General features: G+C 67.6%; 11 protein-coding genes. 3 read left to right on the top strand and 8 right to left on the bottom strand.

Annotated elements, in window-relative coordinates; translation table 11 throughout:
• Nucleotides 1–122 precede the first annotated feature (122 nt).
• The 3 genes from M1L61_RS02975 to M1L61_RS02965 all read left to right on the top strand — a co-directional run bounded on the left by M1L61_RS02975 (nt 123) and on the right by M1L61_RS02965 (nt 3,313).
• Entirely contained in the window at nt 123–812 is a 690-nt protein-coding gene (locus M1L61_RS02975; protein ID WP_235651188.1) for an outer membrane beta-barrel protein, read from the top strand.
• Between the two features lie 64 nt (nt 813–876).
• Nucleotides 877–2,193 (top strand): NCS2 family permease, encoded by a 1,317-nt coding sequence (locus M1L61_RS02970; RefSeq protein ID WP_005408048.1) that lies wholly within the window; start codon nt 877–879, stop codon nt 2,191–2,193.
• A 115-nt stretch (nt 2,194–2,308) separates the two neighbouring features.
• Nucleotides 2,309–3,313 carry a DUF4434 domain-containing protein gene (locus M1L61_RS02965; RefSeq protein ID WP_248854294.1) on the top strand — a complete coding sequence of 335 codons (1,005 nt, stop codon included), beginning with the start codon at nt 2,309–2,311 and terminating at the stop codon, nt 3,311–3,313.
• On the opposite strand, the gene M1L61_RS02960 is transcribed toward M1L61_RS02965, so the two are convergent.
• The 8 genes from M1L61_RS02960 to M1L61_RS02925 form a co-directional block, all read right to left on the bottom strand.
• Nucleotides 3,307–6,126: a hypothetical protein gene (locus M1L61_RS02960; RefSeq protein ID WP_248854293.1), complete on the bottom strand. Its 2,820-nt coding sequence runs from the start codon at nt 6,124–6,126 to the stop codon at nt 3,307–3,309. The two genes, M1L61_RS02965 and M1L61_RS02960, sit on opposite strands and share 7 nt — an antisense overlap.
• Nucleotides 6,123–8,270: a glycosyl transferase family protein gene (locus M1L61_RS02955; protein WP_248854292.1), complete on the bottom strand. Its 2,148-nt coding sequence runs from the start codon at nt 8,268–8,270 to the stop codon at nt 6,123–6,125. The genes M1L61_RS02960 and M1L61_RS02955 overlap by 4 nt, the downstream gene beginning before the upstream one ends.
• 6 nt (nt 8,271–8,276) lie before the next feature.
• Nucleotides 8,277–10,478: a cellulose biosynthesis cyclic di-GMP-binding regulatory protein BcsB gene (locus tag M1L61_RS02950; RefSeq protein WP_248854291.1), complete on the bottom strand. Its 2,202-nt coding sequence runs from the start codon at nt 10,476–10,478 to the stop codon at nt 8,277–8,279.
• Nucleotides 10,475–11,659: a UDP-N-acetylglucosamine 2-epimerase (non-hydrolyzing) gene (gene wecB, locus M1L61_RS02945; RefSeq protein ID WP_248854290.1), complete on the bottom strand. Its 1,185-nt coding sequence runs from the start codon at nt 11,657–11,659 to the stop codon at nt 10,475–10,477. The genes M1L61_RS02950 and wecB overlap by 4 nt, the downstream gene beginning before the upstream one ends.
• A gap of 266 nt (nt 11,660–11,925) precedes the next feature.
• Nucleotides 11,926–12,963, bottom strand: coding sequence for a fimbrial protein (locus M1L61_RS02940; RefSeq protein ID WP_248854289.1), 1,038 nt, complete (start codon nt 12,961–12,963; stop codon nt 11,926–11,928).
• Complete coding sequence (locus M1L61_RS02935; RefSeq protein ID WP_345779135.1) at nt 12,954–15,518, bottom strand: fimbria/pilus outer membrane usher protein; 2,565 nt, start codon at nt 15,516–15,518, stop codon at nt 12,954–12,956. Before M1L61_RS02935 ends, M1L61_RS02940 begins: the two co-directional genes overlap by 10 nt.
• Nucleotides 15,519–15,610: 92 nt before the next feature.
• On the bottom strand, nt 15,611–16,339 hold the full coding sequence (locus M1L61_RS02930; protein WP_049411192.1) for a molecular chaperone: 729 nt from the start codon (nt 16,337–16,339) through the stop codon (nt 15,611–15,613).
• A gap of 85 nt (nt 16,340–16,424) precedes the next feature.
• Nucleotides 16,425–16,964 (bottom strand): fimbrial protein, encoded by a 540-nt coding sequence (locus M1L61_RS02925; protein WP_010482005.1) that lies wholly within the window; start codon nt 16,962–16,964, stop codon nt 16,425–16,427.
• Nucleotides 16,965–17,059 lie beyond the last annotated feature (95 nt).

The following is a 17,059-nucleotide window of genomic DNA, read 5'->3' as shown; positions in this document are numbered from 1 at the left end:
AAGCACGCCTAACACCTTGTCGCACATGGCCCGTTGGCAGCTTGCAACTATTTGTATGTTCCGCCGCACCGCCTTCGGTTTTCCTACGTTCCCGCTTCATCCCCCAACGTAGGAAACCCCCAATGAAAGCACTGATCATCACCACGGCAGCCCTGATGCTGTCGGGCACCGCCGCGGCCGCCAGCTCCGACTGGGACGGCTACTACTTCGGCGTGCAGGCGTCGCACAGCGAAGGCCACAGCAAGGACCGCAGCAACGCCAACGCATCGGAAAAGAGCATCCGCGGCTTCAGCGGCGGCGTGCAGGGCGGCCGTCGCTGGCAGTTCGACAACAACATCGTGGTGGGCCTGGAAGGTTCGCTGTCCTTCGGCAACGTCGCGCGCGACTGGAAGGACCGCGAGCAGCACCAGTACAGCCCGTACCACGGCAAGGATGCAGTGACCCGCGCAGGCGCCGTTGATGTGACGCTGGGCCGCGCCATGGGCCGCTGGCTGCCCTACGTCGGTGCCGGCGTGACGGTGGCCCGGCAGGAATTCACCCTGGGCTGCGACAAGTCGCTGGTGGAGGCCACCAACGGCTGCCGCGTGGCCGAATTCGAGACCCGCGCCTCGCACGTGTCCACCGGCGCCCACGCCACGGCAGGCGTGCTGTACCGCTTCAACGACCGCCTCTCGGCCGGTGCCGAGTACCGCTACACCCACCTGGGTTCCAGCCCGGTGACCCTGGAAGACCCCAACTACCCGGCTGCGGCCCGTCGCAGCTTCCATACCGACTACAGCAGCGTTACGCTGAAGTTGAACTACCACTTCTAACCGCCTGGCGACGTACCCGCAGGTCCCCAGGGGCGGCAGGGCGTGCAGGCATGAGAGATCTGCGATGTCCCTGTTCGAGCGCCTGTTCCAGCTGCAGCAGCACGGCACCACCGTGCGCACCGAGCTGCTGGCCGGTGTCACCACCTTCCTGACGATGTCCTACATCGTCTTCGTGAACCCCGAGATCCTCGGCACCACCGGCATGGACGCGGGCGCGGTGTTCGTGGCCACCTGCCTGGCTGCGGCGCTGGGTTCGGCGGTGATGGCGCTGGCCGCCAATTTCCCCGTGGGCATGGCACCGGGCATGGGCCTGAACGCGTTCTTCGCCTTCACCGTGGTCGGTGCCGCTGGCCTGCCGTGGCAGCAGGCGCTGGGTGCGGTGTTCATCTCCGGCCTGGTGTTCCTGGTGCTGTCGCTGACCGGCGTGCGTGCGTGGCTGGTGTCCGGCATCCCCTCGTCGCTGCGCTCGGCGATCGTGGCCGGCATTGGCCTGTTCCTGGCGATCATCGCGCTGCAGAAGTCCGGCGTGATCGTCGGCAATGAAGACACGCTGGTGGCGCTGGGCCCGTTGAACACGGCGCCGCCGCTGCTGGCACTGGCCGGCTTCCTGCTGATCGCGGTGCTGGAAGCACGCCGCATCCGCGGTGCGATCCTGATCGGCATCCTGGCGGTGACCGGCGCGGGCTGGGCGTTGGGCGACGTGCAGTACCAGGGCCTGGTCTCGCTGCCGCCGAGCCTCGCACCCACCTTCCTGCAGCTGGACCTGCCGGGCCTGCTGCACCATGACGGCGGCGCACCGATCGCCGTGCTGCTGCAGGTGGTGCTGGTGTTCGTGCTGGTGGAAGTGTTCGATGCCACCGGCACGCTGTACGGCGTGGTCGGTCGCGCCGGCCTGCTGAAGCTGCCGGGCGCGCAGAAGCGTTTCGGCCGTGCGCTGCTGGCCGACAGCACCGCGATCGTGGCCGGTTCGATGCTTGGCACCAGCAGCACCACGGCCTTTGCCGAAAGCGCCTCGGGCGTGCAGGTGGGCGGCCGCACCGGCCTGACCGCGCTGGTGGTGTCGGCGCTGTTCCTGGCGGCGCTGCTGTTCTCGCCGCTTGCGGCAATGGTGCCCAGCTATGCCACCGCGCCGGCACTGCTGTTCGTGGCTGGCCTGATGCTGCGTGAGCTGGTGGAAGTGGACTGGAGCGACCTGACCGAATCGGTGCCAGCCGCACTCTGTGCGCTGGCGATGCCGTTCACCTACTCGATCGCCAACGGCCTGGCGTTCGGCTTCATTGCCTATGCCGCGCTGAAGGCCGGTACCGGGCGCTGGCGCGAAGTGCATCCGGCCGTGTGGCTGGTGGCGGTGCTGTTTACCCTGCGCTACGCGCTGGAATAAGCGGTAGGCGATGCCGGCCAGCGGCCGGCGCTACCAGAGCACGCTTCGGCCCGCGACCGGGACTACCGGACGCGGGGTTCACCCGCCACGCACGGCGCTCTGGGATGATGCGGGCATGGTTCGGCCCGACCTTCCCGCGGATCCGTCTTCGCCGTTGCGCCGTCGCTTGCTGCGCGCCGCAGTGCTGGCACCGTTGGCCGCTACGCTCGCCACCCTGCCCGGCTGCTCACTGCCGGTGCAGGTGGATGGCACCTTCCTGCAACCGTGGCGCAGCCACCTGCAGTTGGGCCTGGCCGACTGGCAGCGTTCCTTGAAGCTTGCGCATACGCTGGGCTGCCGGCAGCTGGTGCTGCAGTGGACCGGCATCGTCGGTGGCAGCGACGGCGACTGGTCGCTGCCCGACGGCAGCCTGCAGCAGCTGTTCACCGCCGCCGGCGAGAACGACATCCGCATCCGCGTCGGCCTGCCCTTCCAGCAACGCTGGTGGCAGGCTATCGGCGCAGACGACGCCACGCTGCAGGCCTTCCTGGCCGAGAGCCTGGCGCACGCACGCAGCTGGTTGGCACAGGCACCCTGGGCACAGCAGCCAGCCTTCGGAGGCTGGTACCTGCCCTACGAACTGGAGCAGTACCACTGGGCCGATCCGGCCCGCCAGCAATGGCTGGCGCAGTGGCTGCACGGGTTGGTGCAGGCCGCCAGCGCGCGCGGCGGTGACTGTGCGATCTCCTGTTACTTCAGCCGCCTGCAGACCGATGGCAACCTGGTCACGCTGTGGCAGGCGGTGCTGGCACAGGCCACGCTGCGGCCGATGGTGCAGGATGGCGTGGGGGTGGCCGGTGCCGGCAACGTGCAGCAGCTGCAACCGCTGCTCGATCATTTCCACGCACACGGCATCGGCTTCGATGCGATCGTTGAGCTGTTCCGCGAACTGCCCGACGGCCCTGCCGACGGCAGCGGATTCAAGGGCGAAACGGCCGATGCCGCTCGCATCCAGCGGCAGTTGGCATGGGCACGCGACAGCGGCGCACAGCACGTGCTGGTCTATGCACTGGAGCCATGGCTGACCCAGGACACGCCGCAGGCCGCAGCGCTGCGGCGACGCTGGGGCCTGCGTCAATAGTAGAGGATGGCGGTGGCGAACAGGCCCTTGGCGCGCTGTGTATCACCGCCGCCGATGGCCAAGCGGTACTGCACGGTCAGGTCCAGGTAGGAACGCGGCGTGTTGTAGTGGTCCTCGCGGAACCCGTAACGCACGCCCACGCCCGGCCCTGCGCCAAGTGACCAGCTGCGCTGCGTATCGTTGAGCGCGAACGACTGCGCCGGGAACGGCGGATAACGGATGTCGCGCACGCGCGAGCGCTGGTCCAGCCAATCGGCACCCACCACGACATAGGGTGTGACCACCCAATGCGTCTGCCCTGCACCGAAGCGGAAACTGCGCCCGGCGCGCAGTTCACCGGCAGCGAACCACTGTTCGCGATGCAGGCGCCCATTGGCCTCACCCAGGCGCCGCACCGGCGTGCCGTTGGCATCAAGCGCGTCGAGGGTGAAGGTGGCACCGTTGTCGTCCCAGGTGTATCCCCCCTGCGCGTAGCCACTGACCATCCACCACTGGTTCACATCGGTGCGCAGATCGGTGCCATGGTAGTAGCCATAGGTCAGGTAGGACATCCAGCCACCGGAACCACTGGCCAGCCGGTAGCGCGCCAGCGTGCTGGCTTCCAGTGGCCGGTTCAGGGCCAGCTGCAGGCGGCACTGCACCGCTGCCGACTCGGGGTAGACCTCGCCCTGGCGGGTTGCACTGCCGAGGAACTGTCGGCGCTCGATGCCAGCACTCAAACCGCTCTGGCCAAACGCGTAGCGCATGCCGAAGGACGCGATTGTGGAGGGCCAGCCGGTAGTGGAACGCGAGTGGCTGAGGCGCTCCGCGCGTGCACGCGCATCCGGCGTTGATTCGCCGGTGCACGGGTCCACCGCGCGGATCGATTCGTAGGTGCCGCCCTCGTCGTACAGCGTGTTGAGCAGGCGTGCGTAGAGTTCCAGCGTGCCATGCTGGTCGTTGAAGGCCGGGGGCCGCCAGAACGCTTCCAGCGTGCTGAACACCGAATCGCCGGGCGTGCTGATCGCAGCACCGCCGACATTGGTCGCCGCCTGGCGAGCACCACGGAAACCCGCCGAGGCGATCACGCCCCACTCGCGCGAGTAATTGGCGATGGCATTGCGTACGTTGTAGCGCTGGTGCGCATCCAGTGGCAGCTCACCGGCATCGGCGCGATCAATGGCGCTGCGCAGCAGCATCACCGCCTGCGGATGGTCGCCGTTGGCTGCGCTGGCGTAGGCCTGATCGAGCACTACGCTTTTCGGTGCCTTTCCGGTGGCCTCGGCGGCACGGAAGTCGGCCAGTGCGCGCGCCGGTTCGTGGGCCCTCTGGTTGAGGTAGCCGCGCTGCATCAGTGCACCCGCGTCATCAGGACGCTGTGCCAGTGCCGTATCCAGGCGCTGCCGCGCTTCGTCCTGCTGGGCACGGTTGCCCGCCGCCAGCGTGGTGGTCAGCAGGCCTTGCAGGTTCGCGTCGTCCGGTGCGAGTTGCACGGCCTGCCGCGCCTCACCGATGGCATCGGCGTAATCCTGGCGCGCGTAGGCAGCGTAGGCACGCTGTGCGGCACCGCCATCCCCCTGCAGATCGGCCGGCACCAGTTCGCAGACGTTGCCGCTGTCACCGGACGGGCAGTGCTGGACCGGTGGCGGGTAGGCCTCGGCGCTGATGCGGGGAAGGTCGCGACTGGAGCGGATCGCCCGGCTGCGTTGCTCGATGCCCTGCTGCAGCAGCTGCCGTGACCGTGCATCGCCTTCACCTGCCGGTAGCGCCGCCTGCATTGGTGCCAGCAGTGCAGCTGCGCGTACCCGATCACCTGCGGCCAGCGCCGCATCCACCGCCAGCAGTCGCACGTTGCGCTGCTGCGCGGTTGATCCCGGCGTGGCAAGCGCGGCATCGAAATCCTCATTGGCCCGCAGCGTACTGCCCTGGCGCTGGCGCAGGTAGCCACGCATCACCCGGGCATTGAGATCGTTGGCGTCCACCTGCAATGCCTGATCAGCACTGTGCTCAGCGTCGGCCAGCTGATCGCCCTGCAGCTGCGCGGTGATCAGCAGCAACCGGTATGAAGCAACGTCGGGTGCCAGTTCCACGGCGGCGTGCGCCTGCTCAATGGCGGCGGCATCCTCACCTGCGGACAGCAATTGATAGGCCTGCTGTGCCTGCAGCAGCGCGCGTTGGCGGCCCAGTGTCACGCGCCGCGCGCGCAGCGCTTCGACATTCGGTGCGCCCAGCTGCAGCGCGGTGCCGACGGCGGCGTCGGCCTGTTCGGGCTGTTGCTGTGCCTCCAGCGACGCCACCCACAGCAGGGCCCATGCGCCCTGTTCCGGCTGCTGCCGGAACGCCTGTTCGGCCTTGCTGGCGGCGATGCCCATCTGCCCGGCGTCGTAGGCCGCATAGGCTTCGGTTGCCAGCATGTAGGCCTGCCGGTTGTTACGGTCGGCCACCGTTGCGGGTGCACGCGGCACCGCTGTGCTACGCGCTGCACCTGTGGTCGTCCTGGGCGCGGCGGCCAGCGCAGGCAAGGCCGGATCCTTCATCCCCGCGTCCAGCGCACGGCGCGCCTGCTGCTGCGCTTCTGCGCCACGACCAAGCTTCTGCAGCGCATAGATCTGCAGCAGGCGCAGCCGCACCACGTCCGGGCGCAGCCGGATCGCTTCGCTGGACTGCCGGTAGGCCGTGGGGTAATCGCCACGTTCATAGGCAGCAAACGCCTGCTCGGCGATGCGGTAGGCCGCACCGGACAGCGGCAGGGGCACCTCGGCCTGCGCCATCACCGGCGCGGCGGCCGTGGCCAGTGCCACGGCAATGACGGTGGACAGCAGCGTGGTCTTCATGCCGGCAAGGCTCCGGGCGGCGGCGACTGCAGCGTGGCCGCACGCCGGCGCTGCTCCTGCATGGCCTGGGCCACGGCCTCCTCGGTGGTGATGCCCTGCTTGACCAGGTAGTCGCCGATGCGACCGTCGCGCTGCGGCATGTAGTCGTCCAGTGCGATCTCGAAGCGTGCGTGATCGATCAGGCGCATTTCCACCAGCAGGTCGCCCAGCAATGGCACGTTGTCCAGGTGCCACTGCCGTTCGCCACCGATCAGGCGCAGACCCGCGTTGATCTCGCTTTCGCGGGCAATGCTCTGTTCGATGTGCTCGCTGCGCGTTTCCTGCTTCAGCAATGCCACGGCGTCCTCGGGCAGCGGACTGGCCACGGCCAGTCGCAGGGTGCCTTCCTGGCGCGGCGGCAGCGGCAGCATGCGCCATTGCACGCAGGCATCGGCACTGACCGGGAACTGGCAGGCACGCAGGTAATCCACGTCGATCACCGCGCGTGGCAGGTCACCCTGGAACGCGATGGCCTCGGCCAGGGTCTCGTCATCCAGCCAGCCCTGGGTGAGCAGGATGCGGCCCAGCGGCTGCTGGCGGCCTGCCTGCTGCTGGTCCAGCGCCTGCTGCAGGCGCTCGGGTTCCACCGCCTGCCAGGTGGTCAACAGCTCACCCAGTTGCTTGCGGGTCTGCACCAGCTGCGCCGCATCGGGGAAGTCGTGCATGGTCTTGTCCCAGACCATGCGCTTGCCGAACAGCAGGTAGGCCAGGAACACCTTCCAGGCACGGGCGGTGGCCATGAAATTGATCATGTTGCCGACCACCATGCGCGGGATCGACATCAGCGCGTGCTCCCAGCCGTACAACCGGTTGACGAAATAGAAGCGCTGCACGACCCGGGTCGCCAGCGCTGCGGTGGTCAGCAGCGCGACATTCATCTGCCAGGTACCGGCCTGGAACACGCTGGGGAACTGCATCGTCCACAGCCCGGTCATCTTCAACAGCCAGAACAGCAGCAGCTGCAGGAAGATGATGTAGGCGATGATGCTGACGAACGAGGTGATGATGCCCTTGCGGTCGCGCGCCAGCAGGTACTTGGTGGCCAGTGATCCACGCCAGCCCAGCGACTCCCAGCTCTGCAGGCCGATGCCCAGCACCCACCGCGCCTTCTGCCGGTACGAGGCACGGAAGTTGTCGGGGAAGTACTCGCGCACGCACAGCGCCATCTGCTGGGCACGCTCGCGCACCGGCCCCCAGCCGAACCATGACGGACGGCGCACGCGGAACTGCACCGGGAAGCGGGCGAAGATCGACTGCATGCCCATCGCCGCCAGCCGCGCACCGACGTCGTAGTCCTCGGTGAGGCTGTCGGTGTTGAAGGGCTGGTTGTCGGTCTGCGCGCTCAGCGCCAGCAGCGCGCGCCGGGAGAAGCAGGTACCCACGCCCGCGGAGGGCACCATGCCGGACACGCTCTCGCGCACCACCAGATCCTTTGCGTGCCATTCGGCGAACTCGTCCATGTAGACGCCGGCCACCAGTTCGTACCACTCGCGGTCCAGCGAGGTCACCGGCAACTGGATCATGTCCTTGCGTGGCAGCAGGTAGTTGTAGAAGCGCAGTTCCATCGGGTGCAGCACGTCCTCGCTGTCGTGCAGGATCACCCCGGCGAATTCGATGTCGTGGCGCTTCTCGTAATCGAAGATGGCCAGGATCAACCAGTTCAGGCAGTCGGCCTTGCTGGTCGGCCCGTCGTGCGGCACCTCCACCCGGCGCAGGCGCTTGTAGCGGCGGCGCATGCGCTCCACTTCATCGATGGTCTGCTGGTCGTTGGGATAGGTGCCGACGAACACGACGTACTCGCGGTAGTCGAGCACGTTGATCATGTTCTCCACCATCTGCGCGATGACGTCGTATTCCATCCACGCCGGCACCATGATCGCCAGCGGCTGTTGCGGCCGCTGCATCAGGTCTTCCTGGGTCAGCGGCCGGTACGCTTCGCGACGCTTGATGGTGAGCGCGCGCCAGCTCTCGCGAACCCAGTACCAGACATCGATGAACAGGTCATCGAGGCTGGAGATCAGGATCAGCACGGCCACCGCCGCCGCCGTGGTTTCCAGGGCGGCGTAATAGTTGGCCAGCTGGATGTTCCAGAACAGACCGTCCACGGTGGATCAGTGCCCTGTGTTGGCGGACTTGCGGCGGCGCACCTGGGTGACGCGGGCGGCCAGCAGCGCGAACACGATCACGCCGACCAGCAGCAGCAACCAGACCATGTGCCGTTCCCACTTCGATTGCGGATTGCCATCCCGGGCAACGCGGCTTCCGTAAGGATCCTGGCGATCGAACTCGCGCACGGCATCACTGCCGTCGAGCACCGCAAGATCACCGCGCAGCAGCCGGAACGGTGCGCCGAACGACGGTGCCTGTGCGCCCAGGTCGCTGTACAGCACGCCGAGCTGGCCGCCGGAGGTGCCGACCTGCACCACCGCGGCGCGATCCAGGCCGCCGACATCCAGCAGCGGCTGCGGCTTCCCGCCGATCAGCAGGTGGCCGTCCTTCAGGCCGGCCACATCAACACCCGACGGCGCCACACCGAAGGCCAGCCACGGCGTACCCGGGCTGACCGCCGCACCGGCATCGACCACCTTCAGCGCCGACGCCTCCGGCGAGGCGCCCACTGCACTGGCCACCGCGATCACCTTGCGCAGCGATGCCGGCGCATCCTGCAGCCACGTGGCGGGCACGAACACCTGGTTGCCGCGTGACAGCTGGCTGCTGGCACCGACGAAATCACTGCCCAGCGAACGCTTGGCCAGGGTCAGGTGACTGCTGGGCAGGACCGATACCGGATAGGCGGTGGCCGGATCGTGGCAATAGGGGCGTGCCGGCTGGCGCAGGAAGCTGACCCGGATCTCGTTGCGCGCCGACAGCGCATAGGCCGGCACCTTGGCCACCAGCCGCTGCGGCTGGCCGTTGGCCGACAACACCTTGCCCCCCAGCAGGTAATCGTTGAAATGGATGGTGGCCACCGCGCCCTGCCCGGCCGCGTTGGGGGCCGCCGAGACGTCGATCACCACCTCTTCGGGCAGGCGCCCATCGGCCGACAGCGCGCCGAGGTCGAAGGTGGCGCTGCGGTCCGCGCGGGTGACGACATCCATCGTGCCGGCGATGTTGCCGAGCCGGCTCAGCAGCACCTGGTCACCGTCCAGCTTCGGCGTGCCCGCTGCGCTGACCTGCAGGCTGCGGCCCAGCGCATAGCTGCGCCACTGTTCGGCGAACAACCCGGCGACCTTGCCCGCCGCCGCCGGGTCGACCACCAGCGTCGGACGGCCGGCAACGGCCACCACGCTGACCGAGGCGCTGGTCGCGGGCTTTTCCAGGCCACCCATGTCGGTACCGCGCCACGCGGCGAACGCCGTGCCCGCGTCGGCGCCAGTGGTGGCAACCTGTGCGGCCAGCGCATCCAGCGCCGCGCGCACGCCGGCCCGCAGCGCATCACTGCCGATCATCACATCGGCGGCCAACGGCCCGCTGTCCCGCAGCGACAGCAGCGCACCGACTTCGGCCAGATCCTTGATCGCGTATGCCCGCTCGCCCGCGGCCAGCGCGGCATAGGCCGGCACGCCCTGCAGGCTGGCCGGGATGCTGATGCCGGTCAGGTCGACACGGTCACCAACCTTGGGCAGCGCCACCACCTGCACCTGCTTGCCACCGGCCTGCATTGCGGTACCGATGCGCCAGGCCGCATCGTAGGCGGGCGCCTGCAGTGCCTTGCCATCCACCAGCAGGCGCACCTGCGGGGGCAGCGCGCCCCACGCCTTGGCCACGGTATCCACGGCGCGGCCGTCGAAGCGGTAGCTGAAACGCGAGTCCGGCGACAGCCGCAGCACGTTGGCCGGCGCGCTCTGGTCGGCACATTGGTAGTCGGACACGATCGACCACCAGCCGACGCCGACCCGCACGAAGCCGTTCTGGCGGGGTTCGCCATCGATGGCCAGCAGCTGGCTGGCATCGCCCTGGGCATCGGTGATCGAGCGCGCGGCGATTGGATCGCCATCGACCGACCACAGGCCGGACGTGCGCCCGGCGTGGCCACGCACATAGCGCCCGTCCAGCTGCAGCTGCGCATCGCGGGTAGCGACGCCGGCCGGCACCGGCAGGTAGACCTCGCGCTGGCTCTCCTGCCCGCTGAGCACCAGCGGTTGGCGGAAACCGAGTTCGCGCAGGGTCATCTGCCGGTTGACCGTGCTGTCGCCGCTCCATTCGGCGAACTGGCCGGCGACGCTGTCGGCGGCATGGGCACTGCCAACCACGCCCGACAGGACGAACGCGGCGGCGGATGCAAACAGGGGAGAGCGGCCGGTCTGGGTCATGGCGTCACTTCGCGTGGATGGGAGTGGGCGGCACCGCCGCTGCGGAGGCCAGGCGAGAATTCGGGAAGGGGCGTGCCACGCAGGGCGGCGACGATGCGCGCGCTGGCACGGCCATCGCCGTAAGGGCTGGCGTCGGGATCGAAGCGGGTCGGGTGCGGTGGTTGTGCCAGTGCCGCGTTGACCGCCGCGACAATGCGCGAGGGCGTGGTGCCGACCAGCGTCACCACACCGGCCTCGACCGCCTCCGGGCGTTCGGTGACGTCGCGCATGACCAGCACGGGCTTGGCCAGCGCCGGCGCTTCTTCCTGCACGCCACCGGAGTCGGTGAGGATGACGTCGGCGCGCTGCATCAGGCGCACGAAGCGCAGGTAGTCCTGCGGCGGCACCAGGTGCACGTTGTCGAGTTGGCCGAGGTGGGCGTTGACCGGGCCCTGCACGTTCGGGTTGAGATGCACCGGGTACAGCACTTGCAGGTCCGGCCGCCGGGCCAGCTCGGCCAGCGCGCGGCAGATGTCCTCGAAGCCCTGGCCGAAGCTCTCACGGCGGTGGCCAGTGACCAGCAGCAGGCGACGATCGGGATCAAGCATGTGGAAGGGTTCGTCAGCCCGCGCACGCAGCGCCGGGTCGGCATCCAGGCGCTCCACGGTCTGCTGCAGGGCATCGATGACGGTGTTGCCGGTGACCAGGATCTGCCCGCCCAGGTGTTCACCGGCCAGGTTGGCGCGCGAGCTGGGCGTGGGCGCGTACAGCTGGTGGCCGACCACATCGATCACCCGCCGGTTCATTTCCTCCGGCCACGGCCGGTTGATGTCACCGGTGCGCAGTCCGGCCTCGACATGGCCGATCGGAATGCGGTGGTGGAACGCGGCCAGCGCGGCGGTCATCGCCGTGGTGGTATCGCCGTGCACCAGCACCCGGTCCGGACGGACCTGCGTGTACAGCGCGTCAAGCCGCTCGAACAGCTTCGCGCACAAGCCATTGAGGGTCTGGTTGGGGACCATGACATCGAGGTCATGGTCAGCGGTGATCTCGAACAGCGACATCACCTGGTCCAGCATTGCCCGGTGCTGGCCGGTGATGCAGACCACCGATTCGATATCCGCAGCCTCGGCCAGGGCACGCACCAGCGGCCCCATCTTGATCGCTTCCGGTCGCGTGCCGAACACCGACAGGACCTTCACCGCAGCGCTCCGGGCGGACGGCGCGAGGGAATGCCAGGAGCTGTAGCCACGTCTGGATCCTTTCGGCGTTCCCGTCCAACACCCGCAGGCAGGAGACGGTCACCTCATGAGGAAACTCCAAAATCGCGACGTACATCACATTCGAATGATGGTACGCGCGTCGTGGCATTGATCTTCATCGTTGGAAGATCAAGACGCAGTCAACGCCGCCCGTGGAACGGGCGACGTTGCAGTGAAACGCAGCAGTGGCCGCAGCCTGGGCTGCCTTACTCGTACTGGATGGTGAAGGTGGCCTGGCCGTTCGCGACACCCGCACCCACCGTGCCGGCCTGGGTCTGCACATAGCGCGCGCGCAACGGCAAGGTCATCGTGCTGGTGCCGGGGGTGGTGGTACCGATGTTGACGGTCTGGCCGAAGCGCACTTCGCGCTCGGTGCTGCCATCACGCTGGACCATCTGGATGCCGATGCGGGTGGCGCTGTTCGTCGCCGCGCTCAGCTTCAGCACGCCGGGCATGTTCGAACTGTCCTGGTCGGCGTCGAGGCGGATGCCGATCTTGCTCTGGTAGGCAGCAACGTTGCTGCCCTGGCAGTTCAGGCGGATCTCGAAGTCACGATCGACCGCACGCGAACCAACGCCGGTGAAGGTGGTGTTGGGCACGCTGCCGAAATCAACGGCGATGTTGCGGCTGCCGGCCTGCACTTCGCAGGTCGGGCTGACCACGGTGGTACCCGAGCCCCTGAAGGTGGATGTCAGCACCGGGCGGCTGGGGCCATCACCATCGAAGTAGTAGGTGGTGAAGCGACCGTTCGGTGCAATCACGCCCGAACCGGTCTGCGCGGCGGTCTTGATCAGCTGGATGCGGAACTGGCCACCGATCAGCGAGATGGTGGAGTTGGCCGCGAAATTGATGGAGTGCGGGTAATAGACCTGGATCGCGCCGGAGTCGCGGAACAGGCGGATGCCCACACCGGCTACGCCGGTCTCATAGACGTTGGCGAAGCCGGCCACCGGTCGCTTCTGCGGCGCGTTGACGTACTCGCCTGTCGAGTAGCCGCTATACCAGTAGTCACAGCGGGCAACGCTGTTCTGCTGGTTGATCGGCACGCTGATTTCCTTGATCACGCCGCCCACGGGCGTACTGGGCAGGATCACGATCTGACCCATGTCCATCTGCACGTCCTGCGCAACGAAACCATTGACCTGGATGCGGCAGGCCGCACTGGCCTGCTGCGCCAGCAGCACGCCACCCAACAGGGCCAACGCGGCCAGTGCGTTGCGGCCACGGGAAGAAATCATCGGCATGCTGCCTCCAGCGGGATGAAGCCGGTCTTGGACGCATCGGCGCCCGCCGGTACCTGGTAATCAATGGTACAGCGCTGGTCGGCACCGGCGCCCCACTCGACCTGCAACTGGCCCTGGTTCTTCTCGCTGCGCACGTACAGGCGACCACCCTGGCTGACCATGCCCACCGGCTGGCCTGTTTCGTCCTTGACCTGCGCGCCGAACGGCAGCGTGCGGCCATCGGTGTTGCGCACCTGGATCAGCAGCGCGTTGCCCTTGCGGGTATCGAAGCGCAGGTAGCTGATCGCACCGGCAAACGGCGCCACCGACTGGCTGGTGCTTTCCAGCTCGACGTCGTGGGCCATGCCCTGCGGGTCGAGGGTGACGGTGTTGAGGCGGTACGGCGACACGTACGGCACCACGGCGTAGCCGCGGCCATCGACGCGCAGGCCCGGGGCGTTGCTGACGATCGCATCGCGCGCGCCCGGTGCTTCCACCAGCACCATGGTGTCGCCACGCTGCGGGGTGAAGGTGAAACCACCCGGATGCACGACCACGCTGCCATTGGCACCCACCGAAGCCTGGCGGAAGTCACGCGAGTGGCTGTAGCTGGCGTTCAATGCGGAATAGCGACTGCGGTATTCGACGTTGCCGATCGCGGTGGTGCTGCCCTCGCGGGAATCGGACAGGGCCGCGCCATAGCTGAAGTTGTTGTCGACACCGGCCGAACCGGTGATGCCAACGCGGCTGTTGTCGTAGCCCCCGCGGTCGCGCACGCCGAGATCAGCACTGAACGAGACCGGGTGGGTACCACGGCCCAGCGGCACGCTCATCGACAGCAGGTACTGGGTATCCGAGCGGCCGAGTACGCCCTCTTCGGTGCGCAGCGCCGAGAAGCCGTAGTTCACCGAACGCCAGGCGTTGTTGTAGCCGACCTGGTACTGTTTGGAGGTGCCGGAACGGTCGTAGAAGTCGCGCACCGAGCCGGTCACGTACAACGCGCCGCCCCGACGGCCCAACGGCTGGTTCAGGGTCACCTGGAACTGGCTGCGCTGGCGGCCACGGGTGGTCGGGTCGATGCCGCGCTTGTCCGAATCACGGCCGTACAGCGCATCCTGCAGGCTGTAGAAGCCTTCGGTCGAATAGCGGTAGGCGGCCAGGGTCAGGTTGGTCCCGGTCTCGCCGATCATGTTGCTGTAGCTCAAGCGCACGCTGGCACCGGTGTGGTTGCCGTAGTGGTCGAACGTCGTACGTGCGTGGGTGACGTCGGCGGCGAACGCGCCAACCGGCGTGGACAGGCCGACGCCGTACAGCAGCGACAGGTAGCCGTCGCTCAGTGCACTGCCGCCGTACAGCGTCAGCTGGTTGCCGATACCGCGCTGGTAGGTGCCCTGCACCAGCCACGGCTCATCGGCCAGCAGCTTGTTGCGCACCTGGCCGGCGGTCAGCGAGTAACGCGACACGCCTTCGCGCAGCATCTGCGGCACCGAACCGAACGGCACCTTGAATTCGCGGCGGCGGCCATCGGCCTCGATCACGCTCACTTCCAGATCGCCGCCGTAGCCGGTCGGGTACAGGTCGTCGATGACGAAGCTGCCCGGCGACACGGTGGAGGAGTAGATCAGCTGCTCGTTCTGGCGCACTTCGATGCGTGCATTGGTCTCGGCGATGCCGCGCACGACCGGCGCGTAACCGCGCAGCGAATCGGGCAGCATGCGGTCGTCGCTGGCCAGGCTGGCACCGCGGTAACCGATCGAGTCGAACAGTTCACCGGTGGTGTAGGCCTCACCGATGGTGAGCATGCCGCGCACCTGCGGGATGCCGCGCTGCGCATAGGTGGCGATGCTCTGCCAATGGCGGCCGTCACCCTCGGTCCAGGTCAGGTTGGAGTCGTGGCGGAACTGCCAGCCACCCAGGTTCATGCCGGCGTTGAGGCCGAGGTAGGCACTGCGGTTGCGCTGGCCACCTTCGACACGGCTGTCGCTGTCGATGGCATTGAAGCTGTAGCCAACGAAGCCGGCATTGATGCCGCGGTCCCACAGCGCCGGGTTGACGTAGCCGCGTGCCTCACGGCGCAGGAACACCTGCGGGATGCTGAGGTCGTAGCGCAGGTTGCCGCTGTCATAGACACCATAGGCATTGGCCATGCGCTGCTGGACCGGCACGCAGCTGGTCTTGTCGGTCGGCACGGACGGATCCTGCTGCAGCAGCACGGCTTCGCTGTCCACGCCCATTTCTTCCAGCATCGGCAGCGGCAGGCAGGCGTCGACACGGCCCTGCGCATCGGCCTTGAACTGCAGATCGCGACGGCCCTGCCAGGCACCGTTGACGTAGACGTCGACACGATAGTTGCCGGCCACCATCGGGTTGCCGTTGCTGAAGGCCGCCAGGTCGACCTGCTTGGCCTGGCCAGACAGGAAGCTGGAATTGAACTGGGCCGACTCCGGTGCACGCGCATTGGCCGCACCACTCTGCGCCATCAGCGCCTGTTCGCCGAGATTGGCCGGGGCAGCCAGCGCCCATCCTGGGCAGGCCACGCCAGCAACCAGCAGGCAAAGCGCCTGATGGATCGACAATGTCAATCTGTTTCCGATCACACTGACATTCCTTCAATTCGCCGCACAGCGGCGGTGGCGGGATGCGCAGGCCAAGGGCCAGCGCGGCGCGTTCAGCCCCCGGTGCTGCCGAGGCGGATGGTGTGTTCCACCCGGCCGCCGTAGTCGTTGATGGTGATGAAGCGGACCTGGTCGGTGCCCGCCGGTGCGGCGAACTCCAGGCTCTGCTTCGGCGCGACCATCGCGCCCTTGTCCTCGACGGCCTTTTCACTGCTGCCGGTCACGGCATGTACTTCGGCCAGCGTGACGTGGAAGGGGCTCGGGTTTTCCACCCGCAGGCGGTCGCCGGTACGGGTCCAGCGCAGCGCTGCCGGCGCGTCGTTGGCGACGCCCTTCAGGCCCTGCGGCCGGTAGAAAAGCTTCAGGCGCGAACGGAACGCGACCTGCAGGTAATTCTGTTCGCCGCTGTCGGCGTTGTCCGGGGACGGCGGAACATCCAGCACGTTGAGCCAGAACACCGACTCACGGTCGGTCGGCAGCTGCGCACCGGAGAAGATCAGGCGAAGCGCCTGGCTGCGGCCCGGTTCGACGCGCGCGATCGGCGGCGTCAGCACGAACGGGGCATCACTGGTATCGGCGGTCTGGTTGGCGTCGCCGCTGTCGATCCAGGCCTGCACCAGCGCAGGCGAATCGCCCACGTTGTCGACCTGCACGGTGACTTCGCGCGCCTGCGCCGGATAGATCACTCGCGTGCCATTGACCACCACGCCGGCCAGAGCGTTCTGGCAGAAGGGCAGCGTGAACGCTGCCAGCAGCAGCGCCCGGGGAAAGATTGCTTTCATCGGAAGTACTACGCTCGAGGTATGTGGCCTGGGGCCGCGATGCACTGGCCGGCGCGTACGCCGGCCAGTGCGGGTACGACTACGATCAGTTGTAGATGATCGTGTACTTGACGCTGCTGGTGACGTCGCCCGGGGTGGCGGCGGCAGTGGCGTAGTACTCAGCGTAGTAGTTCAGGTTGGCGGTGCCGTCGCCGGCCACGGTCACCCACTGCGAGTTGTCCTGGGCCAGGCCGGTGCCAGCCGCCTTGATCGGCAGGAACGTGTTGTTCGAGCCCAGCAGCTGCAGCTGCACGTTGGTGGCAGCGTTGGCCGAAGCCTGGTTGACCAGGCGGCCGCTGTTGAAGTCAACGGTGGAACCCGGCTCGAAGTAGGTGGCGACGTTGCCGGCGCTGCACTTGCTCAGGTTGATGGCGAACGGGGTACGGCCCGCAACGGCACCGGCGGTGGCCAGGGTGTTCTTGGACACGGTCGGCAGGTTGACGGCGAAGTCCTTGCCGCCCGGGGTCGAGATGGTGCAGGTCTTGTCGGTCACCTTGCCGTTGAAGGTGATGGTGCCGTCGGCGGCGTTGGCGGCCAGCGGAGCGGCGGCCAGCATCAGAGCGGCGATGATATTGATCTTGTGCATTCGCTTTTACCTAACCCTACTGAAGAGATGAGAAGTAGAGGAGGAAGCAAGGAGCACTGCCGGGCTATCAAGACCCATCCTTGCGTCTCACCTGT

This window comes from Stenotrophomonas sp. NY11291, assembly GCF_023277365.1.
Classification (GTDB): domain Bacteria; phylum Pseudomonadota; class Gammaproteobacteria; order Xanthomonadales; family Xanthomonadaceae; genus Stenotrophomonas; species Stenotrophomonas geniculata.
Note: the sequence above shows the minus strand (reverse complement) of the source record. Positions and strands in the feature narration are given on the sequence as shown.